This is a genomic window from Ruegeria sp. AJ12, assembly GCF_056536245.1.
On sequence record NZ_JBQFJJ010000001.1, the window covers coordinates 1,988,161 to 2,013,968 of the forward strand.

General features: G+C 59.1%; 23 protein-coding genes. 15 read left to right on the forward strand and 8 right to left on the reverse strand.

The genetic code is table 11. The annotated features are described in order from the left end of the window. Nucleotides 1-245 precede the first annotated feature (245 nt). Nucleotides 246-2,294, reverse strand: a complete 2,049-nt coding sequence (locus tag ACR3E0_RS10065) for an ASKHA domain-containing protein (RefSeq protein ID WP_480478604.1) — start codon at nucleotides 2,292-2,294, stop codon at nucleotides 246-248. Between the two features lie 217 nt (nucleotides 2,295-2,511). Between ACR3E0_RS10065 and guaB the strand changes: the two genes are divergently transcribed. The 3 genes from guaB (at nucleotide 2,512) to ACR3E0_RS10080 (ending at nucleotide 7,603) form a co-directional block, all read left to right on the forward strand. Further along, nucleotides 2,512-3,960, forward strand: coding sequence for an IMP dehydrogenase (gene guaB / locus ACR3E0_RS10070; protein WP_480478606.1), 1,449 nt, complete (start codon nucleotides 2,512-2,514; stop codon nucleotides 3,958-3,960). A gap of 87 nt (nucleotides 3,961-4,047) precedes the next feature. Further along, entirely contained in the window at nucleotides 4,048-5,205 is a 1,158-nt protein-coding gene (locus ACR3E0_RS10075; RefSeq protein WP_480478608.1) for an RsmB/NOP family class I SAM-dependent RNA methyltransferase, read from the forward strand. A 106-nt stretch (nucleotides 5,206-5,311) separates the two neighbouring features. Beyond that, nucleotides 5,312-7,603, forward strand: a complete 2,292-nt coding sequence (locus tag ACR3E0_RS10080) for an ATP-binding protein (RefSeq protein ID WP_480478610.1) — start codon at nucleotides 5,312-5,314, stop codon at nucleotides 7,601-7,603. A gap of 6 nt (nucleotides 7,604-7,609) precedes the next feature. Here the strand turns inward: ACR3E0_RS10080 and ACR3E0_RS10085 are convergent, their stop codons facing one another. Further along, complete coding sequence (locus tag ACR3E0_RS10085) at nucleotides 7,610-8,203, reverse strand: sulfotransferase family 2 domain-containing protein (RefSeq protein ID WP_480478612.1); 594 nt, start codon at nucleotides 8,201-8,203, stop codon at nucleotides 7,610-7,612. Between the two features lie 191 nt (nucleotides 8,204-8,394). On the opposite strand from ACR3E0_RS10085, the gene recA reads away from it, so the two are divergent. From recA to ACR3E0_RS10105, 4 genes are all read left to right on the forward strand, one after another. Next, complete coding sequence (recA, locus tag ACR3E0_RS10090; protein ID WP_480478614.1) at nucleotides 8,395-9,459, forward strand: recombinase RecA; 1,065 nt, start codon at nucleotides 8,395-8,397, stop codon at nucleotides 9,457-9,459. A 169-nt stretch (nucleotides 9,460-9,628) separates the two neighbouring features. Beyond that, on the forward strand, nucleotides 9,629-12,301 hold the full coding sequence (gene alaS, locus ACR3E0_RS10095) for an alanine--tRNA ligase (protein WP_480478616.1): 2,673 nt from the start codon (nucleotides 9,629-9,631) through the stop codon (nucleotides 12,299-12,301). 1 nt (nucleotide 12,302) lies between these two features. Next, a complete protein-coding gene (locus ACR3E0_RS10100; protein ID WP_480478618.1) occupies nucleotides 12,303-12,590 on the forward strand; it encodes a DUF1330 domain-containing protein in 288 nt (95 codons plus the stop codon). Between the two features lie 420 nt (nucleotides 12,591-13,010). Next, nucleotides 13,011-13,583: a transglutaminase-like cysteine peptidase gene (locus ACR3E0_RS10105; RefSeq protein WP_480478620.1), complete on the forward strand. Its 573-nt coding sequence runs from the start codon at nucleotides 13,011-13,013 to the stop codon at nucleotides 13,581-13,583. Between the two features lie 88 nt (nucleotides 13,584-13,671). Here ACR3E0_RS10105 and ACR3E0_RS10110 read toward each other — a convergent pair whose 3' ends face one another. The 6 genes from ACR3E0_RS10110 to ACR3E0_RS10135 all read right to left on the reverse strand — a co-directional run bounded on the left by ACR3E0_RS10110 (nucleotide 13,672) and on the right by ACR3E0_RS10135 (nucleotide 19,200). Continuing rightward, nucleotides 13,672-14,232: a hypothetical protein gene (locus ACR3E0_RS10110; RefSeq protein ID WP_480478622.1), complete on the reverse strand. Its 561-nt coding sequence runs from the start codon at nucleotides 14,230-14,232 to the stop codon at nucleotides 13,672-13,674. Between the two features lie 300 nt (nucleotides 14,233-14,532). Beyond that, nucleotides 14,533-16,350: a translational GTPase TypA gene (gene typA / locus ACR3E0_RS10115; protein WP_480478624.1), complete on the reverse strand. Its 1,818-nt coding sequence runs from the start codon at nucleotides 16,348-16,350 to the stop codon at nucleotides 14,533-14,535. 77 nt (nucleotides 16,351-16,427) lie between these two features. Then, nucleotides 16,428-16,763, reverse strand: a complete 336-nt coding sequence (locus tag ACR3E0_RS10120; RefSeq protein WP_480478626.1) for a DMT family transporter — start codon at nucleotides 16,761-16,763, stop codon at nucleotides 16,428-16,430. 378 nt (nucleotides 16,764-17,141) lie between these two features. After that, nucleotides 17,142-18,305, reverse strand: a complete 1,164-nt coding sequence (locus tag ACR3E0_RS10125) for an HD domain-containing protein (protein WP_480478628.1) — start codon at nucleotides 18,303-18,305, stop codon at nucleotides 17,142-17,144. After that, nucleotides 18,302-18,547, reverse strand: a complete 246-nt coding sequence (locus ACR3E0_RS10130; RefSeq protein ID WP_480478630.1) for a hypothetical protein — start codon at nucleotides 18,545-18,547, stop codon at nucleotides 18,302-18,304. Before ACR3E0_RS10130 ends, ACR3E0_RS10125 begins: the two co-directional genes overlap by 4 nt. After that, on the reverse strand, nucleotides 18,547-19,200 hold the full coding sequence (locus tag ACR3E0_RS10135; protein ID WP_480478632.1) for an alpha/beta hydrolase: 654 nt from the start codon (nucleotides 19,198-19,200) through the stop codon (nucleotides 18,547-18,549). The genes ACR3E0_RS10130 and ACR3E0_RS10135 overlap by 1 nt, the downstream gene beginning before the upstream one ends. Nucleotides 19,201-19,378: 178 nt before the next feature. On the opposite strand from ACR3E0_RS10135, the gene iscR reads away from it, so the two are divergent. The 8 genes from iscR to ACR3E0_RS10175 are packed head-to-tail and all read left to right on the forward strand — an operon-like array spanning nucleotide 19,379 to nucleotide 25,807. Further along, nucleotides 19,379-19,837: a Fe-S cluster assembly transcriptional regulator IscR gene (gene iscR / locus ACR3E0_RS10140; protein WP_480478634.1), complete on the forward strand. Its 459-nt coding sequence runs from the start codon at nucleotides 19,379-19,381 to the stop codon at nucleotides 19,835-19,837. Nucleotides 19,838-19,888: 51 nt separating this feature from the next. Further along, nucleotides 19,889-20,932, forward strand: a complete 1,044-nt coding sequence (locus ACR3E0_RS10145) for a cysteine desulfurase family protein (RefSeq protein ID WP_480478636.1) — start codon at nucleotides 19,889-19,891, stop codon at nucleotides 20,930-20,932. Nucleotides 20,933-20,950: 18 nt separating this feature from the next. After that, nucleotides 20,951-22,471 carry a Fe-S cluster assembly protein SufB gene (sufB, locus tag ACR3E0_RS10150; protein WP_480478638.1) on the forward strand — a complete coding sequence of 507 codons (1,521 nt, stop codon included), beginning with the start codon at nucleotides 20,951-20,953 and terminating at the stop codon, nucleotides 22,469-22,471. Next, nucleotides 22,471-22,674, forward strand: a complete 204-nt coding sequence (locus ACR3E0_RS10155) for a hypothetical protein (protein WP_480478640.1) — start codon at nucleotides 22,471-22,473, stop codon at nucleotides 22,672-22,674. The genes sufB and ACR3E0_RS10155 overlap by 1 nt, the downstream gene beginning before the upstream one ends. 49 nt (nucleotides 22,675-22,723) lie before the next feature. Beyond that, nucleotides 22,724-23,479, forward strand: coding sequence for a Fe-S cluster assembly ATPase SufC (gene sufC / locus ACR3E0_RS10160; protein WP_480478642.1), 756 nt, complete (start codon nucleotides 22,724-22,726; stop codon nucleotides 23,477-23,479). Then, complete coding sequence (locus tag ACR3E0_RS10165) at nucleotides 23,479-24,759, forward strand: SufB/SufD family protein (RefSeq protein WP_480478644.1); 1,281 nt, start codon at nucleotides 23,479-23,481, stop codon at nucleotides 24,757-24,759. Before sufC ends, ACR3E0_RS10165 begins: the two co-directional genes overlap by 1 nt. Further along, the gene (locus tag ACR3E0_RS10170) at nucleotides 24,759-25,244 is read left to right on the forward strand and encodes a YIP1 family protein (RefSeq protein WP_480478646.1); all 486 of its coding nucleotides are present in this window, start codon (nucleotides 24,759-24,761) and stop codon (nucleotides 25,242-25,244) included. The genes ACR3E0_RS10165 and ACR3E0_RS10170 overlap by 1 nt, the downstream gene beginning before the upstream one ends. After that, nucleotides 25,241-25,807: a Yip1 family protein gene (locus ACR3E0_RS10175; RefSeq protein WP_480478648.1), complete on the forward strand. Its 567-nt coding sequence runs from the start codon at nucleotides 25,241-25,243 to the stop codon at nucleotides 25,805-25,807. Before ACR3E0_RS10170 ends, ACR3E0_RS10175 begins: the two co-directional genes overlap by 4 nt. Nucleotide 25,808 lies beyond the last annotated feature (1 nt).

Here is a 25,808-nt window from a genome sequence, read left to right on the forward strand (position 1 = left end):
TGTGGTGGCAGAGGTGCGCGTGAGCGCCATATGATGTGCGATACACCAGCGTACGATCACCGCAATTTCACTTTAGTCTATGCCATCAGCAGAGATTACACTTGGTATTCAATCAATTGGGGTGGTGCGTATAAGCTTCCCAAGCTGAACGCGCGGGTTCGATTCCCGCTACCCGCTCCAGAAAATCCAAATCCCCGAGTTTTACCCGGACCGGAGTACCGGGCCGGGCCTTGATTGCGAAACACTCAACCCCGACGTCGGCGACGGCGTCCGCCGCCTGCCTCGCTGTCCGATCCGCCCGTGTTGAACGACGGTGAGGGCAGGGTGACGACCTGCGCCAGTTCCGGGAAGGGATCGGTCTTGTGCGGGATCGCGTTTGCGGCGACGAAATGGTCCTGGAATTTGGGCTCGATGGCCGTTTCAACCTTGGTGATTTCGCGCACGACCCGTTCGATCTCCGCCCGAGCGCCGGTATTGCACAGAGCGATACGCGCGCCGGTGCCTGCCGCATTGCCCGCGCTGGTGACCTTGTCCAGCGGGGCGTCCGGGATCATGCCCAGAACCATCGCGTGTTTGGTCGAGATATGGGCACCAAATGCGCCGGCCAGTACGACGCGGTCGACCTTGTCGACCTGCATTTCGTCCATAAGCAGCCGCGCCCCGGCATAGAGTGCCGATTTCGCCAATTGGATGGCCCGGATATCACCTTGCGTAACGGTTATGCGCGGCCCGCCCTCGGCGCTTGAATCGTGGATCAGATAGGAATGGGTGCGGCCTTCGGGGATGCAGCGTGGGGTGCCCGTTTGTTCTGCAGAACCGATCAGACCGCTTTCATCTAGCAAACCGGCCATGCGCATTTCGGCCACGGCCTCGATGATTCCCGAACCGCAAATGCCGGTAATCCCGGTGGTGGCAATGTCCTGGTCGAACCCGTCCTCGTCGGACCATTTCTCGGACCCGATGATACGGAAGCGGGGGGTCTTTGTGACCGGATCGATCTCGATCCGTTCGATGGCACCGGGGGCCGCCCGCTGGCCCGAACTGATCTGGGCGCCTTCGAAAGCAGGACCGGTCGGAGAGGAGCAGGCCAAAACGCGGCTGGTGTTGCCCAGCAGGATCTCGGCGTTGGTGCCGACATCGACGATAAGGACCAGATCCTCGGATTTTCCGGGCTCTTCTGACAAGGCGACGGCCGCGCAATCGGCCCCAACATGGCCAGCGATGCAGGGCAGGATATAGACCTGCGCGCGCGCGTTCATGGTGGTCAGACCCATCTCGCGCGCGGGCAGGGACAGGCTTTCGGACGTGGTCAGTGCAAAGGGGGCCTGACCCAGTTCTACCGGGTCCAGCCCCAGCAGCAGGTGGTGCATGACCGGGTTGCAGACAAACACCGTCTCGACAATCAGCGCGGCGTCGATGTCGGCTTCTGCCGCGATGGAGGTGGTCAAATCGTTGATCGCTTCGCGCACCGCCTTTGTCATCTCCTGATCCCCGCCGGGATTCATCATGGCGTAGGACACGCGGCTCATAAGGTCTTCGCCAAACCGGATTTGCGGGTTCATCAGTCCGGACGAGGCCTTGACCTCGCCGGTCTCAAGATCGGTCAAATGCGCGGCGATCGTGGTCGATCCCAGATCGATTGCCAGTCCGTACAGCCCGCCTTCATGTAATCCGGGCCAGATCTCGACAATGCGGGAAACGGCATCCGCGTGGCCCTTGTGAACGGCGACCGTGACCTCCCATTTGCCCTTGCGCAACGTGGGTTGCAGCTTGGACAACAGGGACAGATCGGCGGTTGCGGCTTCGATCTTCCATTGCTCGCGCAAGGCACGCTCCAGTCGCTCCAGATCACCCGTTGGCGAGTGCATATCCGGCTCTTCGACCACCACGAAATACAGGCGGGTCGCGGGGTCCATGGTGATCGCGCGCGCGGCTGCGGCCTTACGTACGACCTGACGGTGCACCTGGCTTTCCGGCGGGACATCGATGACGACGTCCCCTTGCACCGTGGCCTGACAGCCCAACCGGCGACCCGGTCTCAGCCCGCGCTTGTCGTCATAGCGCTGTTCGACCGCGTTCCATTCGCTCAGCGCATCCTCTTTGACAGTCACGCCATGTTTGGGAAATTCGCCATAGCTGGGTGTGATCTGGCATTTGGAGCAGATCCCGCGCCCGCCGCACACCGAATCCAGATCGACCCCCAACTGGCGCGCGGCGGTCAGAATCGGCGTGCCGGTGGGAAAATGCCCGCGTTTGCCGGACGGGGTAAAGACAACAAGGGGGTCGGTGGTCATGAACGGCCTGCCTTTTGTGTTCGCGCATCTGTCGGGCAAGATATGAGTTTGCGCGCAAAGGGGAAGGGCAATCCGCGGCACGTTTTGTGCATGTTGCGTCTTTTTGGGACGCGGCATTGCTCCGCAGGTGGCAACAACTTGAGGTGGGGGTCTTTTCCTCGGGTCAAATCCATGTAATAGGGTCACCGCCAAACGGGCTTTTGCATGGGGCTAACAGATGCAGATTCGTGAGGCACTCACCTTTGACGACGTTCTCCTGGTTCCGGGCGCATCTTCTGTGCTGCCCGCGACGGCGGATACGACAACGCGCGTGACGCGCGAGATCACCATGAACATCCCGCTGCTCAGCTCGGCCATGGATACGGTGACCGAAGCGCGCATGGCGATTGCCATGGCACAGGCTGGCGGCATCGGCGTCGTGCACAAGAACCTGTCAATCGAAGAACAGGCCCGCGAAATTCGGCGGGTCAAGCGGTTTGAATCCGGTATTGTCTATAACCCGGTGACTCTGCGTGCGGATCAGACGCTTGCCGATGCGCAGGCGTTGGTCGAGCGGTACAACTTCACCGGGTTCCCGGTGGTTGAAGGCGACGGTCGCGTTGTTGGCATTGTCACCAACCGGGACATGCGCTTTGCAACCTCGGATGACACACCGATCAAGGCAATGATGACGTCGGAAAACCTGGCGATGCTGCAGGAGCCGGCAGACCTGGAAGAAGCCAAGAGCCTGATGCGGGCGCGCCGGATCGAAAAGCTGCTGGTGGTTGATGCCGAAGGCAAGCTGACTGGCCTGCTGACGCTGAAGGACACCGAACAGGCGGTGCTTAACCCAACGGCCTGCAAGGATCGGTTGGGACGTTTGCGGGTTGCGGCGGCGACCTCGGTCGGGGATGCCGGGTTTGAACGGTCCGAGCAACTGGTGGATTCGGGTGTCGACATCATTGTTGTCGATACCGCCCACGGTCACTCGCAAGGGGTTCTGGACGCGGTGAAACGGGTGAAGACACTGTCGAACGAGGTGCAGATCATCGCTGGCAACGTGGCCACGGGTGAGGCGACGCGGGCCCTGATCGATGCGGGCGCGGATGCGATCAAAGTCGGCATCGGCCCGGGATCGATCTGTACGACGCGTATGGTGGCCGGCGTGGGTGTGCCACAGCTGACCGCCATCATGGACTGTGCCGCAGCGGCGCAGGATGTGCCTGTGATCGCGGATGGGGGAATCAAGTTTTCCGGCGATTTCGCCAAGGCCATCGCGGCGGGGGCTTCCTGTGCGATGGTCGGGTCGATGATCGCGGGGACGGACGAAAGCCCGGGCGAAGTCATCCTGTATCAGGGCCGGTCGTTCAAATCCTATCGCGGCATGGGCAGCCTGGGTGCGATGGCGCGCGGTTCGGCGGATCGGTATTTTCAAAAAGACGCGGCCAACGACAAGCTTGTGCCCGAAGGCATCGAGGGGCAGGTGCCCTACAAGGGCTCGGCCAGTGCCGTTGTGCACCAGCTTGTGGGCGGCCTGCGCGCCGCCATGGGGTATACGGGCTGCGCCACGGTGGAAGAGATGCGGCGCAACTGCAGCTTTGTGAAAATCACCGGGGCGGGTCTGAAAGAAAGTCACGTGCATGACGTTCAGATCACCCGCGAAAGCCCGAACTACCGGGTGATGTAGGCGATTTGTCAATGACGCCGGAGCCGGGTGTCGAATTGCGTGTTCGAAAACACAGAGTGAGCGGCACGCACTGCAAGGGAAGATAGAATGACACCTGCGGCCCGCGTTCAGGCCTCGATCGAAATCCTCGACGAGATTCTGGCCGGTACGCCGGTGGAAAAGGCGCTGACGGGCTGGGCCCGGCGCAGTCGCTTTGCGGGGTCCAAGGATCGGGCGGCGGTTCGGGACCATGTGTTTGATGCGGTCCGGTGCAGACGTTCGTTTTCGGCGCTTGGCGGTGCAGAAACGGGGCGCGGCCTCATGATTGGGGCCCTTCGTGCGGCCAGAGCAGATCTGGATGCCCTGTTTTCCGGAGACCGCCATGCGCCGGAACCGGTCAGGGCAAACGAAACACCGCGTGAGTTCGCCTCGGACGCCGAGCGATACGATGTTCCGGACTGGTTGTGGCCTCGGTTTTGCCACTCGCTGCAGGAAGACGCGGTCCCGGCCGCTGTGGCACTGCAAAGCCGGGCACCGGTTCATCTCAGGGTCAACACGCTGAAGTCCGACCGGCCAACGGCCATCGCGGCGTTGGCGGCTGATGGCATCTCCGCCCATCCCCATCCGGCATGTGATACCGCGTTGGAGATCACCGATGGCGCGCGAAAAGTCTCACAAAGCCATGCCTATGCTGACGGTCTGGTTGAACTGCAAGACGCTGCCAGCCAGGCCGTTGTGGCCTCGCTGACTCTTGCGCCTGGCATGCGCGTGCTGGATTACTGCGCCGGCGGTGGGGGCAAGGCCCTGGCATTGGCGGCCCATCCGGGCGTCGAGGTGTTTGCACATGACACAAATGCTGGTCGGATGCGGGATCTGCCGTCCCGGGCCGCGCGGGCGGGCGCTGATGTAACGCTGTTGGAAACCGGCGAAGTGGCCGGTTCGGCGCCATTTGACGTTATCCTGGTGGATGCGCCGTGTTCCGGTAGCGGCGCCTGGCGTCGTGCGCCCGCCGGCAAGTGGGAATTGACCGAGGACCGATTGACGCAGCTGACGACTGTTCAGGCTGACATTCTGGACCGTGTCGCGCCCTTTGTCGCGCAGGGCGGCACATTGGCCTATGCGACATGTTCGATGTTGGATGATGAGAATTCGGCCGTCGTCTGGGCATTTCTGTCCGATCACCAGGGCTGGCAGGAAAGAAGCCACAAAGCGTGGCGGGTGACACACGGAACGGACGGTTTTTTTGTTGCACACTTGACGCGGTAGCGCGACGGCGATTAGCAACCAAGGGTAGAGTTTTTCGGCCCGTCGTTAAGCAGGCCTTAACCAATACTGCGCCGTTATTGCGCGACGCCATTGCCCAGAGCCGTTTATGTCCGACACTGCTGAGTGCTTTTCTGAACCTTCCCTTCGCAAATCGCCGATGTTGGGGCGTCTCGCGTCTCTGATTGCGTTGGCCGTACTCCTTGCGGCAGCGCCGGCGCTTGGTGTTTTGCCCGCTGACTGGAATATGGGGCTGGTTGTCGTCGGCGTATCCTTGTTGGTTGTTGCTGTCGGCGCAGTGATCAAAGAGCGCTTGGCGAACAAGACGGCCCAAGAGGCGCGTGCGCTCATGGCCGCTTTTGTGGAGCAGGACCCGTTTCCCAGTCTGGTTGCCAATACGCACGGCCGGGTTCTGGCAGTCAACTCAATGGCGCGACGAAGATTCCATGCAGAACCGAACATGAGTATTGTCCGATGCCTGCGTTCCGTTTTTGCCAACCCGTCGGTGGTGGTCTTGCGTCTGCAATCTCTGGCGGAAACGCGCGGGCGCGCCCGGGAAGAGATTGTCACGCAGGGTCATGCGACCCCGGTTTCGGTATTTCGGTTGGGAGACGGGGTGTTTTGCTGGCGTTTTCAGATAGATGAGCCCGGACCATGGGATGACACGGAACTACCTGTGCTGACGGTGGGGCGCGATGGTGTGGTGTTACGCCTGAACGCTGCGGCAGAACAATTGGTGGGATACCGGCCCGGTTCAGTGGATCAGATCTTTGAAGACAGCATGCCCGAAAACGGCGCGATCTGCCGGGTTCGGACGAAATCCGGATCGGTGCCGGCTGCAGCGTCCTACCTGCCGCAGTCCGGCATTGGCAGAAATCTCGCTCTGGTGCCGTTGCAAGGGTGCCTCGAAACCAATGGCGGTACGGCTTTTGCGGATCTGCCGGTGCCGATCTTGTCTCTGTCTCCCGACGGGATCATTCTTGAGTCCAATCGACTGGCAAACAAACTGCTCGGCGACATCCGGCTGTGTGACACTCATATCAGTCATATCATGCAGGGTCTGGGCAAACCGATTCTGGACTGGCTCGACAAGACGGCCAATGGAGAAGAGGCGCCTCGGTCCGAGTTTTTGCGGCTGTCGAGGGATGACAAGGAAGTCTTTGTTCAGGTTACGTTGACTCGGGTATTAAAAGACGGGCAGGTCCGCCTCATTGCGGTTCTGAACGATGCGACCGAGCTCAAAACGCTTGAGGCGCAGTTTGTGCAGGGGCAAAAGATGCAGGCCGTGGGCCAGTTGGCCGGGGGGGTGGCGCATGATTTCAACAATCTTCTGACGGCTATTTCCGGGCATTGCGACCTGCTGCTGCTCCGGCACGATCAGAATGACCCGAACTACGGCGACCTGGTCCAGATCAACCAGAATGCCAACCGCGCGGCGGCGCTGGTCGGTCAGTTACTGGCCTTTTCGCGCAAACAGACGCTGAGGCCGGAAGTTCTGGATTTGCGGGACACGATTTCCGATCTGATCCATCTGCTGAATCGTCTGGTCGGTGAAAAAGTCCAGCTGACGCTCAGCCATGATCCGGTCCTGAAATCGGTCCGGGCCGACAAGCGACAGCTTGAGCAGGTGTTGATGAATCTCGTGGTCAACGCACGCGACGCCATGCCCGAGGGCGGCGAGATTCGCATTGAAACTGAGGTTTTGAATCTGACGCAGCCCTATCTGCGGGATCGCGCCACGGTGCCGCCGGGCGAGTATGTGACCGTCAAGGTGATCGATGGCGGCGTCGGCATACCGGCAGACAAGCTGCAGAAAGTGTTCGAGCCGTTTTACACCACCAAACGTACCGGCGAAGGTACGGGGCTGGGGCTGTCCACCGCATATGGTATCGTCAAGCAGACCGGTGGTTTCATCTTTGTCGACAGCACGATAAGGCAGGGGACCGAGTTCACGGTGTATCTGCCGGTTTGCGATGCCAAAGGGGACGCCGATCAGAGTACCTTTAAGCTGCCCGAAACCAAGACAGCGCGTCAGGGCGAGGGGGTTGTCTTGCTGGTGGAGGACGAAGCCCCGGTTCGCGCCTTCGCGACGCGCGCTTTGCGGCTCAAGGGCTATACCGTGCTGGAGGCGGAATCCGCCGAGGATGCGCTGAAACTTCTGGAGGATTCGGGGCTGAACGTCGATGTGTTTGTGACCGATGTGGTCATGCCCGGCATGGATGGCCCGACCTGGGTGCGCAAGGCCATGGAGACGCGTCCGGATGTACGGGTTGTTTTTGTGTCTGGCTACACCGAAGGGGCGTTCGGAGATTCCGGCCCCGAGATCGCCAATTCAACATTCCTGCCCAAGCCGTTTTCGCTCAATCAATTGACCGAGGCGGTGTTCCAGCAGATGAACTGAGGGCACCTAAAGGGCAGAGGCGTGAATGTGGAATTCTGCCGCGTGGGACTGTCGGAACCGGCGTTCCGTCTCTTCGGACAGGGTCAGGTCACCTGGCGGCGAGACATTTTCCCGTGGCAGGGTGATCATTAGATTCAGACGATCTTCCAGAAAGCTCAGGATTTTGTCCTGATGTTCGTATTTGAACACGTGGCTGGCACCAAAGCCGTTGCTGCGGGTGCGGAAAAACTGGCTCTGGCTTCCGACATCGGCAAATTCGGGCCGCGGGTTCTGCATATAGGCGCGGACAAACTCATCAAAGCTGAGGTCCCGCGTTGAATGCGGGTGTCCGATGCGGTCCTGCCGGCTGCGGAACCTGTACCAGCTGCCCAGCCAGTCGACGGGTTCGCGGACCACGGCCATGATCTCCATCTCGGTATCGTACATTTTCCGGAATATGTTCTGAAAGAAGCGATCATACCGGCGCACCGGTGCATGTTTCAGTTCGGGCGGGCCTGTGACCACCAGATCGGCCCGGTCGCGCAACGCTGAATGATAGGCGGTGCTGCCAGTTTTGGGGACGGCCAGAAAGGCGAGGCGTTCCTTATAGAAAACAAGCATTTAAACGTCTCTTTTTCCGCGGTCATTCCATCTCAGAGTGTCGTAAACGACTCCTTAATACAATTGCAGAACAGTGAGTTTGGTAAGTTTTTATTGAAATGTTCCCTTTTTGATCCCATAAGGAACAAGAGGCGAACAAAGCAGCGATTGCCGCCCGGCCAAGGGTGTGACAAAAGGAAAGTGACAGGACAATGGCGGATCTTCTGACGATGAGCGACAAGAAAAACGCGGACAAGCAAAAGGCGCTCGACAGCGCGCTGGCGCAGATCGAACGGCAATTCGGCAAAGGCTCGATCATGAAGCTGGGCGATGAAACCACGCAGGAGATCGAAGCGAGCTCGACCGGCTCATTGGGGCTGGACATTGCGCTGGGTATCGGCGGTCTGCCAATGGGTCGGATTGTCGAAATCTATGGGCCGGAAAGCTCGGGTAAGACAACGCTGACCCTGCATTGCATTGCCGAACAGCAAAAACGCGGCGGTGTCTGCGCTTTTGTCGATGCCGAGCACGCTCTGGACCCGCAATATGCGCGCAAGTTGGGCGTCGATCTGGACGAACTTCTGATTTCGCAGCCTGACACCGGTGAACAGGCGCTTGAGATCACCGACACGCTGGTGCGATCGGGGGCGGTGAACATGGTCGTCGTCGACTCGGTGGCGGCACTGACGCCGAAATCCGAGCTTGAGGGCGACATGGGCGACAGCAGTGTTGGCGTGCAGGCTCGATTGATGAGCCAGGCGATGCGCAAGCTGACAGGCTCGATCAGCCGTTCCAACTGCATGGTTGTCTTTATCAACCAGATCCGGATGAAGATCGGCGTGATGTTTGGGAGCCCTGAGACCACAACCGGTGGGAATGCCCTGAAATTCTACAGCTCGGTTCGTCTGGACATCCGCCGCATCGGTGCGATCAAGGATCGCGATGAAGTGGTCGGCAACCAGACGCGTGTCAAGGTGGTCAAGAACAAGGTCGCGCCGCCGTTCAAGCAGGTCGAATTCGACATCATGTATGGCGAAGGCATCTCAAAGATGGGCGAGTTGCTGGATCTGGGCGTCAAGGCCGGCGTGGTCGAAAAATCCGGATCGTGGTTCAGCTATGGCGACGAGCGGATCGGGCAGGGGCGTGAGAACGCCAAGCAATATCTGCGCGAGAACGAGCGTGTGGCGCTGGAAATCGAAGACAAGATTCGCGCCGCCCACGGGCTGGATTTTGAAATGCCGCCCGAAGCCGAGGAAGATGACATTTTAGAAGCCTGACACCCGCGGTCGGACCCGGCTCACGGGCACCGGCCAAGGTGAAGTGATGGAAACAGGGCGGTCCGGACGGGCCGCCTTGTTGCATTCTGCTGTGCCTATCCTGTGGACACTCCGGGGGCGCGGGGCTAAACCTGCGCAGTACCTTATGAATGCGCGCTGAGAGAGCCTTATGCCCACGCTGAACGATATCCGCTCAACCTTTCTGAACTACTTCGCCAAGCAGGGTCATGAAGTGGTTGCGTCCAGCCCGCTGGTGCCGCGCAATGATCCGACCTTGATGTTCGTAAATTCGGGCATGGTGCAGTTCAAGAACCTGTTTACGGGTGTCGAAACACGCGACTATCAGCGGGCCACGACCGCGCAGAAATGTGTGCGCGCAGGCGGCAAGCACAACGATCTGGACAATGTCGGCTATACTGCGCGCCACCATACGTTTTTTGAGATGCTGGGGAATTTCTCGTTCGGGGACTATTTCAAATCCGAGGCGATCCCCTTTGCCTGGGAGTTGATTACCAAAGAGTTCGGCATCGACAAGAACCGGTTGCTGACCACCGTCTACCATACCGATGACGAGGCCTTTGAGATTTGGAAAAAGGTCGGTGTGCCCGAGGATCGGATCATTCGCATCGCCACCCATGACAATTTCTGGCAAATGGGCCCCACAGGCCCATGCGGACCGTGCACCGAGATTTTCTACGACCACGGCGATCACATCTGGGGTGGCCCTCCGGGGTCGGCCGAGGAGGATGGTGATCGCTTCATCGAAATCTGGAACATCGTTTTTATGCAGAACGAGCAGTTCGAAGACGGCTCGATGGTCGAACTCGATATGCAGTCGATCGACACGGGCATGGGGTTGGAGCGGATCGGCGCTTTGCTGCAGGGGAGCCATGACAACTATGACACCGACCTGTTCAAGACCCTGATCGAGGCCTCGGCCGACGCAACGGGTGTCGATCCCTATGGCGACCAGAATGTGCATCACCGGGTGATCGCGGATCACCTGCGCTCGACCTCATTCCTGATTGCGGACGGGGTGATGCCTTCGAATGACGGGCGGGGCTATGTTTTGCGGCGGATCATGCGCCGGGCCATGCGTCATGCGCATCTTTTGGGCGCAAAAGATCCCGTGATGCACCGGCTTGTTCCAACGCTCGTGCAGCTGATGGGCGCACAATATTCCGAGCTTGGACAGGCGCAGCCTTTGATCGAGGAAACCCTGCTGCTGGAAGAGACCCGTTTCAAACAGACGCTGGATCGCGGTTTGAAACTGCTGGACGACGAGGTCGCGGGCCTGGCCGAAGGCGCACCCTTGCCCGGCGACGCGGCCTTCAAGCTGTATGACACCTATGGGTTTCCACTGGACCTGACGCAGGACGCGCTGCGTGAGAAGGGCCGGACCGTGGAAACGGACGGGTTCGATGCTGCGATGGCCGAGCAAAAGGCCAAAGCGCGCGCTGCCTGGGCCGGGTCCGGCGAAGCGGCGGATCAGGCGGTTTGGTTTGACGTGCTGGACGAGGCAGGGGCCACGGATTTTCTGGGCTACGACACGGAAAAAGCAGAAGGCCAGGTTGCGGCTCTGGTCGTGGATGGCGAACTGGTCGACAGGATCGAGCAGGGTGGCAGCGGCTGGGTCGTGGTAAACCAGACGCCATTTTACGGCGAAGCAGGCGGTCAGGTCGGCGACACGGGAGAAATCCGTCGCCTGGATGAACGCTCGGATGTTTCCCAGGTGCTGGACACACGGAAATTCGCCGAGGGCAAAGTTTATGCACACAACGTGACCGTTGACCACGGGACGCTGTCCAAAGGCGATGCTGTCGAGCTTGAGGTTGATCACGCGCGCCGGACGGCGATCCGCGCCAACCACTCGGCAACACATCTTCTGCACGAGGCCCTGCGCGAAACGCTTGGGGATCATGTGGCACAGCGCGGGTCATTGAACGCGGCGGACCGGCTGAGGTTTGATTTCAGCCATTCCAAAGCCCTGACTTTGGATGAGCTGCAAAAGATCGAGCGCGAAGTGAATGATTTCATTCGCCAAAACTCAGCAGTTGAGACACGGATCATGACGCCGGACGATGCGCGTGGGCTGGGGGCTCAGGCGCTGTTTGGTGAGAAATACGGCGACGAAGTGCGGGTTGTGTCGATGGGCAAGGCGCCCACGGGCAAAGGACAGGATGGCGAAACCTGGTCGATCGAACTGTGTGGCGGAACACATGTGCGACAGACCGGTGACATCGGAACTTTTGTCGTACTGGGCGACAGCGCCAGCAGCGCGGGCGTCCGCAGGATCGAAGCGTTGACCGGAGATGACGCGTTCCAATACCTCTCGGCGCAGGATCAACGGCTGGCGCAGGTTGCCGTGGAACTCAAGGCGCAGCCCGAAGATGTCGTTGGTCGCGTGAAATCGCTGTTGGACGAACGCAAGGCGCTGCAAAACGAGGTGGCGCAATTGCGTCGCGATCTGGCCATGGCGGGCGGTGCCGGACAGGGCAATGGTGCCGAACTGCATGAGGTGAATGGCGTTAAGTTCCTGGCCCAGGCACTGACAGGGGTGTCGGGCAAGGATCTGCCCACATTGATAGACGAGCACAAAAGCCGTCTGGGCTCCGGCGCGGTGTTGCTGATTGCCGATACAGGCGGCAAGGCTGCGGTGGCTGCGGGTGTCACATCCGATCTGGCGGACCGGATTTCGGCTGTGGACCTGGTGAAGGCCGCAGTGGCCGAACTGGGCGGCAAGGGGGGCGGCGGCCGCCCGGATATGGCGCAAGGCGGCGGTCGGGACGCCAGCAAATCCGACGCGGCCATCAAAGCCGCTGAACAGGTTTTGGGAGGATAACATGCCTGCACTTTGGATTGCGCACGTGACGGTAACGGATGCCGAGGCGTATGGAAAATACGCCGAACTGGCCGGACCGGCGATTGCCAAACACGGGGGTGAGTTCATTGCCCGGGCTGCGCGTTATGTTCAGCTTGAGGGAAAGGAACGTCCTCGCAACGTTGTGGCCCGTTTCCCGTCGGTCGAGGCAGCCGTCGAATGCTATAACTCGTCAGAATACCAACAGGCGCTTGATCACGCGCGTGGGGCCAGTGAACGTGAACTGGTTGTCGTTGAAATCACCGATTGAGCGTCGCCGAGCGTCACGATTTGCTCACAATTTCGTTAAGTGTGCCGTGCATAAGCGATTTTTTGCTCAAGCGGGCGCAATGGATTGTGTCATTTGCCCGGCGATTTCCGGCGTGAGCAATATTACATAAATGTCATAGTCTTAAACCACTTAGAGCGAGTGGCTTGTTGGTATTCGCGTCACAATTGTGGCCGGACCACCCCAATTCTTGCGCGAAATGGTCAAATTGAGTGACGAATTTCCGCCTTTTTTCCCCTTCAAGGTTGTCCACGATTGCATCTGCGGACCTGTTTACGCTTAGTTTGTGAAAACTAAATAAGGTCCTGTTTGACCGCAGTCGCTGGGAAAACTTTGGATCGAGGGACGGGCATGAGAACGTTTGGCAGTGAGTTCAAGACCGCCGTGGGGCGGATTGCGATAATGTCGGGACGTGCAATTGGGATGCTTGCCCTGGTGGGCGGCTCCTTTTTTATTGTCTCTGAGGCCAGCGCCAGCGAGGGGGCCTTCATCACCGCCGTTGCTGCATCGCCGCCGCCGTCCGGTGCCAATCAGCTGTGTCGGCAATACAGTTGGGCCTGCACGACCAAGCGGTCGGTCTCGCTGTCCAGCCAGCAGGAAATGCAGATCATCAAGCAGATTAACCGTCAGGTGAACGCGTCGACCCGCGAAGTGACGGATCAGTATCAGTACAAAACGCGCGAACGCTGGGCTCTGCCAACAGCATTAGGTGGGGACTGCGAGGATTTCGCCCTGCTCAAGAAGCGGGATCTGATCAAGGCCGGCATTGACCCCAATAGGCTGTTAATCGCAACGGTGCTGGATACAAGCCGCAATGCGCATGCTGTTCTCGTTTACCGCTCTGATCAAGGCGATCTGGTTCTGGATAATCTGACGAACCGAATCAAACCGTGGGCGGCAACCCGCTATCTGTTTCTGCGGATGCAGGATCCAAAACAACCGCGTCGCTGGGTTGGTGTTTACGGAAGAAGCTGAGATCACAAACTGAATTTTAGGCGACTGAAACGCCAGCGCACGGAGAGAGCTGCGCCGGCGTTTTTTTGATTTGTTAATCTTAGCTCATTCAGACGTTGGAGACACTTCCAGTGTCGCCGCCTTCATCGCCGCCTTCATCGCCGCCTTCGTCGCCGCCTTCGTCGCCGCCTTCGTCGCCGCCTTCATCGCCGCCTTCGTCGCCGCCTTCATCGCCGCCTTCGTCGCCGCCTTCGTCGCCGCCTTCGTCGCCGCCTTCGTCGCCGCCTTCGTCGCCGCCTTCGTCGCCGCCGCCGTTGCTACCACCGCCGCCGCCATTGTTACCGCCCCCGCCGCCTTCGTCAGATGCGCCATCGCCGGATCTTTGATCGGCAACACCAATCGATGCAGTGGGGAAGTCAGTCAGAACCGCTGCAAAAGCCGGGCAGACTTGCAGGGTCTGGGCCAGGATATCTTCAAAATCCGCGCGGCGTTGGATGTAGCGCAGCATGCGGGAGTCAACAACCGTGCAGGCACACAGCGTTTCAGTGGATACGGATTGTCTGGCAGTTTTGACCGTGCACATTTCTGCAGCCAGGGCAGGTGCAGCTGAAATCATGGGCGCGGCGGCCGAAACAAATACGAAAGATAACAAACGGGACTTAATACGCATAGCGCAACTCCTTGGAACTCATTACTCAACTACGCCGTTCTTATGCCCCAAATGAGTCGGGCCTTGTATGAACGACGTCACACTTTGGCCGTAAATACACCTTTCTCTGGCCCGATTTACAAGGGGCAATCAAGGTGATCATCGGGATTTAACTCCACCACAGGTAGAATGTTCTGAAAAAACATGTGGAAACGCTTACCTTACGGCAGCTTCTGCATTTCCCATCATTTTTGGAATGGATGAAAAAATGTCACACTAATGCCATTGTTTCCTGTTCGGCCACATGCATGGCCGAGCGGATCAGGCCGATTTCGCCATCCGTTTGCGTTCATGCGGGTCCAGGAACCGCTTGCGAAGCCGTACGGCGTTCGGCGTGACTTCGACCAGTTCATCGTCATCGATATAGGCAATCGCCTCTTCCAGTGAAAACTGGATTGGTGGTGTGAGACGGACGGCCTCATCAGAGCCGCTCGCCCGCACATTGGTCAGTTTCTTGCCCTTTAACGGGTTCACTTCCAGATCGTTGTCGCGTGAGTGCTCGCCGATCACCATGCCCTGGTAGACATCTGTCTGCGGGCTGACAAACATCCGGCCACGCTCCTCAAGGTTCCACAGCGCATAGGCCACGGCCTGACCCTTCTCCATCGAGATCAGAACGCCCGCGCGACGGCCGGGAATCGGACCTTTGTGCGGTGCCCACCCATGGAACACGCGGTTCAGAACACCGGTCCCGCGCGTGTCGGTCAAGAACTCTCCGTGATAGCCAATCAACCCCCGCGAGGGGACGTGGGCGATGATGCGGGTCTTTCCGGCGCCTGCCGGGCGCATCTCGACCAGTTCGCCCTTGCGTGCACCGGTGACCTTTTCAATCACGGCGCCCGAGAACTCGTCATCCACGTCGATGGTGACTTCCTCTATGGGTTCCAGCCGCTGGCCATCTTCTTCGCGGAAAAGAACCTGCGGGCGCGAGATGCTAAGCTCGAACCCTTCGCGGCGCATGTTTTCGATCAGAACACCCATCTGCAGTTCGCCCCGACCGGCAACTTCAAAGGCCTCGCCACCGGGTGTGTCGCTGATGCGGATCGCAACGTTGGATTCGGCTTCTTTCATCAGCCGGTCCCGGATCACGCGCGACTGCACCTTTTTGCCGTCACGACCGGCGAGCGGCGAATCGTTGATGCCGAAGGTCACGGTGATGGTGGGCGGGTCGATCGGCTGAGCGGGCAGGGCCTCGTCCACTTGCGGAGAGACCAGCGAGTCGGCCACGGTGGCCTTGCTCATGCCGGCGATGGTGACGATGTCACCCGCTTCGGCGATGTCGATGGGCTGCTGGCTCAGACCTCGGAATGCCAGGATCTTAGACGCACGGAAATTCTCGATAAGACCGCCATCCCGGCTGATTGCTTTCAGGCTCTCGCCGGCTTTCAAAGTTCCGCTTTCGACGCGTCCGGTCAGGATGCGACCGATGAACGGATCGCTGCCCAGCGTGGTGGCCAGCATTCGGAACGGTTCATCTTTTCGGGAGGCCTGTTCGGGTGCGGGGACGTGATCGACGATCAGATCGAACAGGGCGTTCAGGTCCTTTCGGGGCCCGTCCAGTTCCATATCGGCCCAACCGGACCGGCCAGAGGCGTACATGGCTGGAAAATCCAGCTGATCGTCATCGGCGCCCAGGTTTGCGAACAGGTCGAAACACTCATCCAGCGCCCGGTCCGGTTCCGCGTCGGGTTTGTCGACCTTGTTCAGTACCACAATGGGGCGCAAACCCAGCGCCAGTGCCTTGGAGGTCACGAATTTGGTCTGCGGCATTGGACCTTCGGCAGCATCGACCAACAGCACGACACCGTCGACCATGCTGAGGATGCGCTCGACCTCGCCTCCGAAATCGGCGTGGCCGGGAGTGTCGACGATGTTGATCCGGGTGCCTTTCCACTCGACCGAAGTGGCCTTGGCCAGAATGGTAATGCCCCGTTCCCGTTCCAGATCATTGCTGTCCATGGCACGCTCGGCCACAGCCTGATTTTCCCGGAACGCGCCGGATTGCTTCAGCAGCTCATCCACCAGCGTTGTCTTGCCGTGGTCCACGTGAGCGATGATTGCGATATTGCGCAGGTCCATGAGAGGTCAGCCTTTGAACGGGAGGTTGGCCCGGCGCATAGCGCGGCTTGGCAAAAGATACCAGCCCAAACGCGCGTTCAATGGCCAGCCGTCTTGGAAAACAGGTGAATGACCAGGATACCGACCAGAATCAGCGACAATCCAAGCACCGCGGGCCAGTCGAGTTTCTGGCCGAACACAACAAAGCCGATGATAGCGATGAAGAAGATGCCAAGACCGGACCAGACCGCGTATACCACGCCCACCGGCATGACCTTGAGTGTCAGGGCCAAAAGGTAAAAGGCGCACCCGTATCCCACAATAACCAGAACCGACGGCCAGAATCGGGTGAATTGCTGGCTCGCCTGCAATGCGGTTGTGCCGATCGTTTCCGCCACAACGGCCAGCATCAAGATTAAATACGCTTTGGGCATGATACACACCTTTGCACCGGATTTGCACAGTCGGGTTGAGCACGATCTTTTGAAATGAGGCAAGAAGATTCCGGCCCATTCTGACAGAAATACAATGCGACTGGGTCAGGTTTACCTGACTTTAGGTAAACCTGTTTTTGTGTACAATCACGGTCGTTATTAATGATTTGTTAACGAGTATTGTTTCATGACGACATTTGTAAAATCCGTCATTGTTGCTTCGGCACTGATAGCGGCGCTTGGGTGGCTTGCAGGCGGGGGGTCCGTCAAAACTGATGCAGCCCATTCGGTTCAACAGTTCGATGGTAGCGTGATTTAGCGCCGTTAGGACAAAAGTTGGGAAAAAGGAGCCTTAGGGCTCCTTTTTCATTTAAGTTATCAGATGTTTACGGCTTGGTTGGCTGTAAAATACGCTATCAGTTGCGGCTCAAGCCATTCCCAGAGTTGTGGCGCTCCTTGCTCAATCGCGGGTCTGACACGAGATTCGATCTGGGGATACGTGACATCGTAGTCAATCCACGAGCCACCATCGGTTTCGAGATTGGCGATCGGGGTCTGAAGCCGGTCAATCCCCTTGGCAAATCTTGCATCCGGGCTGACCGCGGCTTCGAACTCGTGCCAAAGGCCGTGGAACGCCGTCCCTTGATCCCTGGGAAGCAGGCCGAACAACCGGCGCGCCGCTGCATTTTCTTTGGCGGCTTGCGCGTCATGATCAACCTGTCCGTGGATCGGATGATCTCCGGCGTCTATTTCGACAATATCATGCAGCAAAAGCATGCAAAGAACGCGGTCGACCTGAACGTCATGGCCCGCATACTCGGACAAAACCCACGCATACAACATCACATGCCATGAATGCTCGGCAGAGTTTTCAAAGCGCTGGCCGGCAATCAGGCGCGAGGCGCGCATTACCGACTTCAATTGATCCGCTTCGGCCAGGAACGGCAGCCGATCCGTGAAGGATGTGCTGTTTGTCTCGTTGCCGGTCTGCAGACCTACGGCATGCGAGAACGCCTGGGGAAACGCATCGGCCAAGTAGGCTGCCCGCCCGCCATCCAGATTCGCCCGCACAACATCCAGATGATCTGGCCGAGGCTGTTTTGCGCACAAAACCTGAAACAAGGGCTGGCACCGGTCCAGGATCTTGGCAAAACGGGCATCCGGTGTCTCGTCGGCCTCAAACTCGTGCCACAGCGCCAGAAATTGATCCGACTGGTCGTCGGGCAGGAGGCCGAACACGTTCAGAGCAGCGGATTGCTCGGCTTTTGCAACAGCCTCCCAGTTGGTGTTTAGATGAATCGGATGATCACCCACGATGATTTCTACCAGATCATGCAGCAGCAACATGCGGATCACCCGGTCGATTGACACGTCCGCATCGGCCAGCGGTGCCATGACCAGCGCCCATAGCGCCAGATGCCAGCTATGTTCGGCAGAGTTTTCCGCGCGGCTCTGGTCGAGCAGGACATTTGCGCGCTCAACCGTTTTCAACCTGTCTGCCTGCTTGAGGAACCCGATCTGTGCCGACAGGCGGTCCGTCATTGCTTTTCGATTGCCTTCAGTTTCGACCGGTGCTCGGACAGCCGCTTGATCAGGAATTGACGCGCCTTGCGCTCTGCCAGGCGGACCCGGATTTCGGTCAGATAGGCTTCCTCCAAAGACTGAGAGGCCGCGCCCAAAACCTCGCCGACCTCGACAAAGAAACGGTCTTCTCCGGTCTCATCCATAACCTTCATCGTGTCTTCGGCCAGTTTAGACGCAAGAGTGGTGATGGTGTCGGACATCAGCGCGTGGTCTCGGTGAGGCGGCGCTTTACATAGTCGCTGACATTGGTGATCAGCGTGTCCATGTGGCGGTCCTGGAAGAAGTGATCGGCCCCTTCGACCTCGGTGTGAGTGATGGTGATGCCCTTTTGCTCGTGCAGCTTGCCGACCAACGCGGTTGTATCGGCAGGTGGCGCGACCCGGTCAGCGGATCCGTTGATGATCAGGCCCGAAGACGGGCAGGGCGCCAGGAAGGAAAAGTCATACATGTTCGCCGGGGGCGATACGCTGATGAACCCGGTGATCTCCGGGCGGCGCATCAGTAACTGCATGCCAATCCAAGCGCCAAACGAGAACCCCGCGACCCAGCAGTGTTTCGAGTTGTTGTTCATGGATTGCAGATAATCCAGCGCCGAGGCCGCATCGCTCAGCTCCCCCACGCCCTGATCGTATTCGCCCTGGCTGCGTCCCACGCCGCGGAAATTGAACCGCAACACGGTGAACCCCATGTTGTAGAACGCATAGTGCAGGTTGTAGACCACCTTGTTGTTCATGGTCCCGCCAAACTGTGGATGCGGGTGAAGCACGATGGCGATCGGTGCGTCTTTTTCCTTTTGCGGGTGGTAGCGGCCTTCCAGGCGGCCTTCGGGTCCGGGAAAAATCACCTCGGGCATGTGTGCTTTGGTCCTGTCTTTTTCTCTGCTGGCCCGGGGATATACTTGACGGTATCCATCAGGCACTTTAGAATGGTTCTAACTAGTTTGCACTGCGCAATGACGCTGTTTGTCGGAGATACGCACTGGCTGCGGCGGCGTCAATGATTTCGCGCGTGCCTGCCGCGAGGGATGTTCAATGAAGCTGTCGACCAAAGGTCGTTATGCCATGGTGGCCTTGGCCGACATTGCGTTGCAATCACCGGATGCGCTGGTCACGCTTGGTGAGATTTCCGAGCGCCAGGACATCTCTCTTCCTTATCTTGAGCAATTGTTCGTCAAGCTGCGCCGGGCCGAACTGGTCACGTCCGTTCGTGGACCTGGCGGGGGATATCGCCTTGCGCGTCCCGCGTCGGAGATCCGTGTGGTCGAGGTATTGTCCGCCGTTGATGAGACCGTGGATGCGATGCACAAGGGCGCGGGTGCGTCCGGGGCCTCGTCGGGCAGCAAGGCGCAGTCGATGACCAACCGCCTTTGGGAAGGGCTGAGTGCTCATGTCTATGTGTTTTTGCACCAGACCCGTTTGTCCGATGTGATCCAGAACGATCTGGCGCCGTGCCCGGCGGTTCCCAGCCTGTTTGCCGTTGTCGACGACTGAGAAATTGGGGCACCGTCGGCATATGATTTCTGTGTGGAAAAAGATGCATCCATGAAACGCGTTTATCTGGATCATAACGCCACGACCCCGCTGCGGCCCGAGGCGCGCGACGCGATGATCGCGGCCATGGATGTCTGCGGCAATCCCTCATCGGTTCATGCCGAAGGCCGCGCGGCCAAGTCGGTGATCGAGAAAGCCCGCGCGCAGGTTGCGGCGGCCTTTGGTGCGGATGGTGCGGATATTGTGTTCACGTCGGGGTCGACCGAAGGGGCTGCGCTGACGATGGCCGGGCGGGGTCTGCACGGCGCAGCGATTGAGCATGACGCGGTCAGGGCGTGGTCGGTCGAGGATCTGGGCGTTTCCGGGCAAGGACTGGTCACGCCGGAAAGCCCCGAGCGCTCCACGCTGCAACTGGCCAACTCGGAAACCGGGATCGTTCAGGACCTGCCGGATGGGTTGGCCTTGACGGATGCAACACAGGCCTTCGGCAAACTGCCGATCGCGTTCAATTGGCTGGGGGCGCAGATGGCGCTGGTGTCGGCTCACAAATTGGGCGGGCCCAAGGGTGTCGGTGCCGTCGTAATGAAGCGCGGAACCGATCTGGCGGCGCAGATCAAAGGCGGCGGACAGGAAATGGGCCGACGCTCCGGGACGGAAAATGTAATTGGAATCGCGGGGTTCGGGGCCGCAGCTGAAGCAGCCGCGCACGATCTTGTCAATGGTGTCTGGGATCAGATTGCTGAATTTAGAAATATTCTAGAAAGTGCTCTTGAGGCCGGAACTAAATCACCTATTTTTGTCGGGAAAGGCCAGAAGCGCCTTCCAAATACCTCGTGTTTTGCCTGCCCCGGATGGAAGGGCGAGACGCAGGTGATGCAGATGGATCTGTCGGGTTTTGCGGTCAGCGCGGGCTCTGCCTGTTCCAGCGGCAAGGTTCGCGCCAGCGCGGTTCTGACTGCGATGGGATACGATGAGGTGACAGCAGCCAGCGCGATCCGCGTATCGCTGGGTCCCCTGACAACGGAAGAAGACGTGCTGCGTTTCGCCGAAACGTGGCTGGAAAAAGAGAAAAAGCATCGCGCGCGCGCCGCGTGATCTGAAGGAGGGTAAGACATGGCCGCATTGGACCAGACCCAGGTGAAAGAGGGTGTCGATCAGGAAACCGTGGATGCGGTGCGTGAGGTCGGAACCTACAAATACGGCTGGGATACAGATATCGAAATGGAATACGCGCCAAAAGGCGTAAACCCGGATATCGTGCGGCTGATCTCAGAAAAGAACGAAGAGCCAGAGTGGATGACCGAGTGGCGCCTGGCCGCGTTCGAGCGGTGGACACAGATGGAAGAGCCCAAATGGGCCATGGTGCACTATCCTCCGATCGATTTTCAGGACCAGTATTATTACGCCCGTCCCAAGTCGATGGAAGAAAAGCCCAAATCTTTGGATGAGGTTGATCCCAAGCTTCTGGCCACATACGAAAAGCTGGGTATCCCCCTGAAAGAACAGATGATTCTGGCGGGCGTCGAAGGCGCCGCGGCGGCACCCGCCGAGGGCCGCAAGGTTGCGGTGGACGCGGTGTTTGATTCAGTGTCCGTGGGGACGACTTTCCAGAAAGAGCTGAAAGAGGCCGGTGTCATCTTTTGCTCGATTTCCGAGGCGATCAAAGAACATCCCGAATTGGTCAAAAAGTACCTCGGGACTGTGGTTCCGGTGTCGGACAATTTCTATGCCACGCTGAACTCGGCCGTATTCTCGGATGGGTCCTTCGTCTACATCCCGCCGGGTGTCCGATGCCCGATGGAGCTGAGCACGTATTTCCGCATCAACGCGGAAAACACCGGCCAGTTCGAGCGCACGTTGATCATCGCCGACAAGGGCTCGTACGTGTCCTATCTGGAAGGGTGCACCGCGCCGCAGCGCGACACCGCGCAACTGCATGCGGCGGTCGTTGAGATCATCGTCGAAGAAGATGCCGAGGTGAAATACGCGACGGTTCAGAATTGGTTCCCCGGTGACGAGAACGGCAAGGGTGGTATTTACAACTTTGTGACCAAGCGTGCCGACTGCCGGGGTGACCGGTCCAAGGTGATGTGGACCCAGGTCGAAACCGGCTCGGCTGTGACGTGGAAGTACCCGTCCTGCATCCTGCGGGGTAACGAAAGTCAGGGCGAATTCTACTCGATCGCGATTGCCAACAACTATCAGCAGGCCGACACTGGCACCAAGATGGTTCACCTGGGCAAGAACACCAAGTCGCGGATCGTGTCGAAAGGGATCAGTGCCGGCAAAGCACAGAACACCTATCGCGGGCTTGTATCCATGCACCCCAAGGCGAAAGACAGCCGCAACTATACGCAATGCGACAGCTTGCTGATCGGTGACAAATGCGGGGCGCACACGGTGCCGTATATCGAGGTCAAGAACAACTCGAGCCGTGTCGAGCACGAAGCCACCACCTCGAAGGTGGACGATGACCAACTGTTCTACTGCCGCCAACGCGGTATGGACGAGGAAGAGGCCGTGGCGCTGGTGGTCAACGGGTTCTGCAAGGACGTGCTCCAGGCGTTGCCGATGGAATTTGCGATGGAAGCGCAGCAGCTCGTCGCGATCTCGCTGGAAGGCTCTGTTGGTTGATGACGCGTTCACCCCGGAACCGCATCCAGAAGGATGATGTGCTGACCGTACTGGGATATGCACTTCCGGTTCTGGGCGGCTTGCTGGGCGTTGCCTACGTCAACATCAACTACATGGACTTCATCAACCCGGTTTGGGCAGTGGGCGGAGGCGCAATCCTGGGTTGGGTTGCGGCACGCCTGATCCGCCGAATGCTGGGATAGGAACTGACCGGGGCCAAAGCGCCCCTTGCGATACGCAAAAGGACAAAAAATGCTGGATATCAAGAACCTGCACGTGAAACTTGAAGAAGAGGAAAAGGAAATCCTCAGCGGTGTCGACCTGACGGTTGAGGCCGGCAAGGTGCATGCGATCATGGGCCCTAACGGTTCGGGCAAATCGACGCTGAGCTACGTGCTGTCCGGTCGTGACGGGTACGAAGTGACCGACGGATCGGCCACGCTCGAGGGCGAGGACCTGCTGGAGATGGAACCGGAAGAGCGCGCCGCCGCCGGTGTGTTCCTGGCGTTCCAGTATCCGGTGGAAATTCCCGGGGTCGGCAACATGACCTTCTTGCGGACCGCCGTGAACGCCCAGCGCAAGGCGCGGGGTGAAGAAGAATTGTCCGCGGCCGACTTCCTGAAGGAAATCCGTGCCAAGGCGAAATCGTTGAAAATCGACGCCGAAATGCTGAAGCGCCCGGTCAATGTCGGGTTCTCGGGCGGCGAGAAAAAACGCAACGAAATCCTACAGATGGCCATGCTGGAGCCCAAGCTGTGCATTCTGGACGAGACGGATTCGGGTCTCGATGTCGATGCCATGAAACTGGTGGCCGAGGGCGTGAATGCGCTGCGCGATACAGGACGCGGCTTTTTGGTCATTACCCATTATCAACGCCTGTTGGATCACATCAAACCGGACGTCGTGCACATCATGGCCGACGGGCGCATTGTGAAATCCGGAGGTCCGGAACTGGCGCTTGAAGTCGAAAACAACGGCTATGCCGATATTCTCGCCGAGGTGAACTGATGGCCGTACCCGAAGTCAAACAAACCGCGACCGAGGCGCGGCTGGCCGCGCTGACCATGCCCGATGCCGGTTGCACCCGCGCCGCGCGCGAGGATGCACTGGCCCGTGTGCTGGAAACCGGCTTGCCGGGGCGCCGCGACGAATACTGGAAATACACCAAGCCAGACACTCTGGTGTCGGTGGCTGCATTGCCTGCGGCTGTGTTTCAGGACGACGAGACCTTGGTCTTTGATGATCTGGACCGCCTGAAGATCGTTTTTGTCGACGGTGTCTTCAGCCCGGAGGAATCTGATGATCTGTCTCTGGAGGGTGTCAGTATAGATCGTCTTGAAGACATCTGCTGCAAGGACATCCACTGGGCCAGAGACTTGTATGGCGTGCTCGAGGCGCGCGGGCAAACCCCTGTTGCCCGTCCTCTGGCGGCGTTGAACACAGCCTTCGCCTCGGACGGCGTAGCGATCCATGTGAGCGGGAAACCGTCCAAGCCCATCAACTTTATCTATCGCCACGCCTCGGCCACGTCCGACGCGATTCTGCACCACGTCATCCGCGTGGAAAGTGACGCGGAGGTGACGATTCTGGAAACCGGTCCGGCGGCCTCGCGGTTCAACAAATGCATGGAGATCGATATCGCCGACGGCGGCACCCTGCATCATGTCCGCGCGCAGGGCAGAGATCATGAGCGCCGCGCGGCGACACATATGTTCACGCGTCTGGGCAAGGAATCTGTTTACAAATCATTCACCCTGACTGTGAACGGCGTGCTGACTCGGAACGAGCAGGTGATCGAGTTGACCGGCGATGACGCCGTCGCTCATGTGGCTGGCGCCTGTGTCGGGGATGGCGACTTTCATCACGATGACACTGTTTTTGTGACACATGACGCGGTGAACTGCGAAAGCCGCCAGGTGTTCAAGAAAGTCCTGCGCAACGGGGCCACCGGTGTGTTCCAGGGCAAGATCCTGGTCAAGGAGGGCGCGCAGAAGACCGACGGCTATCAGATCAGTCAATCCCTGCTGTTGGATGAGGACAGCCAGTTCCTCGCCAAACCTGAACTTGAAATCTACGCGGACGATGTGGCCTGTTCGCATGGCTCGACATCGGGGGCGATCGACGAAGATGCGCTCTTTTACCTCAGATCCCGCGGTGTTCCGATCAAGGACGCCACCAACATGCTGACACTCGCCTTCCTGGCCGAAGCGGTGGACGAGATCGAAGACGCTGCGTTGGCCGAAGCCATTGTGGATCGTCTGGAAGGTTGGTTGGCGCGGCGCAGCTAATGCCCGTTTCGACAGATATTGTGGCGACGTACCGGGGGCCGGGGCGCGTTGTGCGCCGGCTGCTGGATATGGGGCCGCGCGAAGATCGTGCGCTGGCCTTTGTGATGGCGTTTTGCGCGGTGGCCTTCGTTGCACAAACGCCTGCTCTTGCGCGTCGTGCGCATCTGGAAGGTTCGGACCTGAACATGCTTCTGGGCGGGGCCTTGTTGGGCTCAGTGTTCATTTTGCCACTGTTCTTTTACGCTTTGGCGATGGTGTCCCATTGGGGCGCGCGCCTGACCGGTGGCCAGGGAACGGCCTACGGCGCGCGTCTGGCGTTGTTCTGGGCCTTGTTGTCCTCGACGCCGTTGGTGTTGCTTAATGGTCTGGTCGCCGGATTTATCGGCCCGGGACCGACTTTGACGGTTGTGGGTGTCGTTTGGGTTGCTGTTTTTGTCTGGTTCTGGTTATCCGGTCTGAGACAAGTGCAAAGGTCCGAGCAATGAACACGGTTTTCCTGAGCAATCTGGCGGTATTGACGCTGACCAAACCGGCAGAGGCCGCCCGCCGCCTGTTGGAGTTGAAACCCGGGCGCGAAGTCCTGTGGCTCGCGTTTTTTCTGGCGGTCGTGCTTAACTGCATGGTCCAGCTTGGTATCGACGTGTTCGTGCGGGCGGCCGAAGCTGATGCGCTGACCGAACCCGACCCTGTGCCGTTGATTTTGCTGAAATCCGCCGGGGCCATGATGCTGAGCATCCTGGCTTTTTTGTATGTCGGACGTCTCTTTGGCGGTACGGGCACCTTTGACGATATGATGGTGCTGACGATCTGGTTGCAGTTTCTGCAGGTCGCGGCCTTGCTGTTCTCGCTGTTGGTCAGCTTGGCGATGCCGTTTTTCATGCTGCCGCTGACGCTGGCCATTGCATTGCTCAGCCTCTACATCACCCTGCATTTTTTGAATGAAGCGCATCAGCTTGGATCGCTGGGCAAGGCCTTTGTGGTGATTTTGCTCTCGGGCCTGATTGCGGTTCCTTTCGTTCTCATGTTGACCCCGGCCGGGCCCGTCTAGG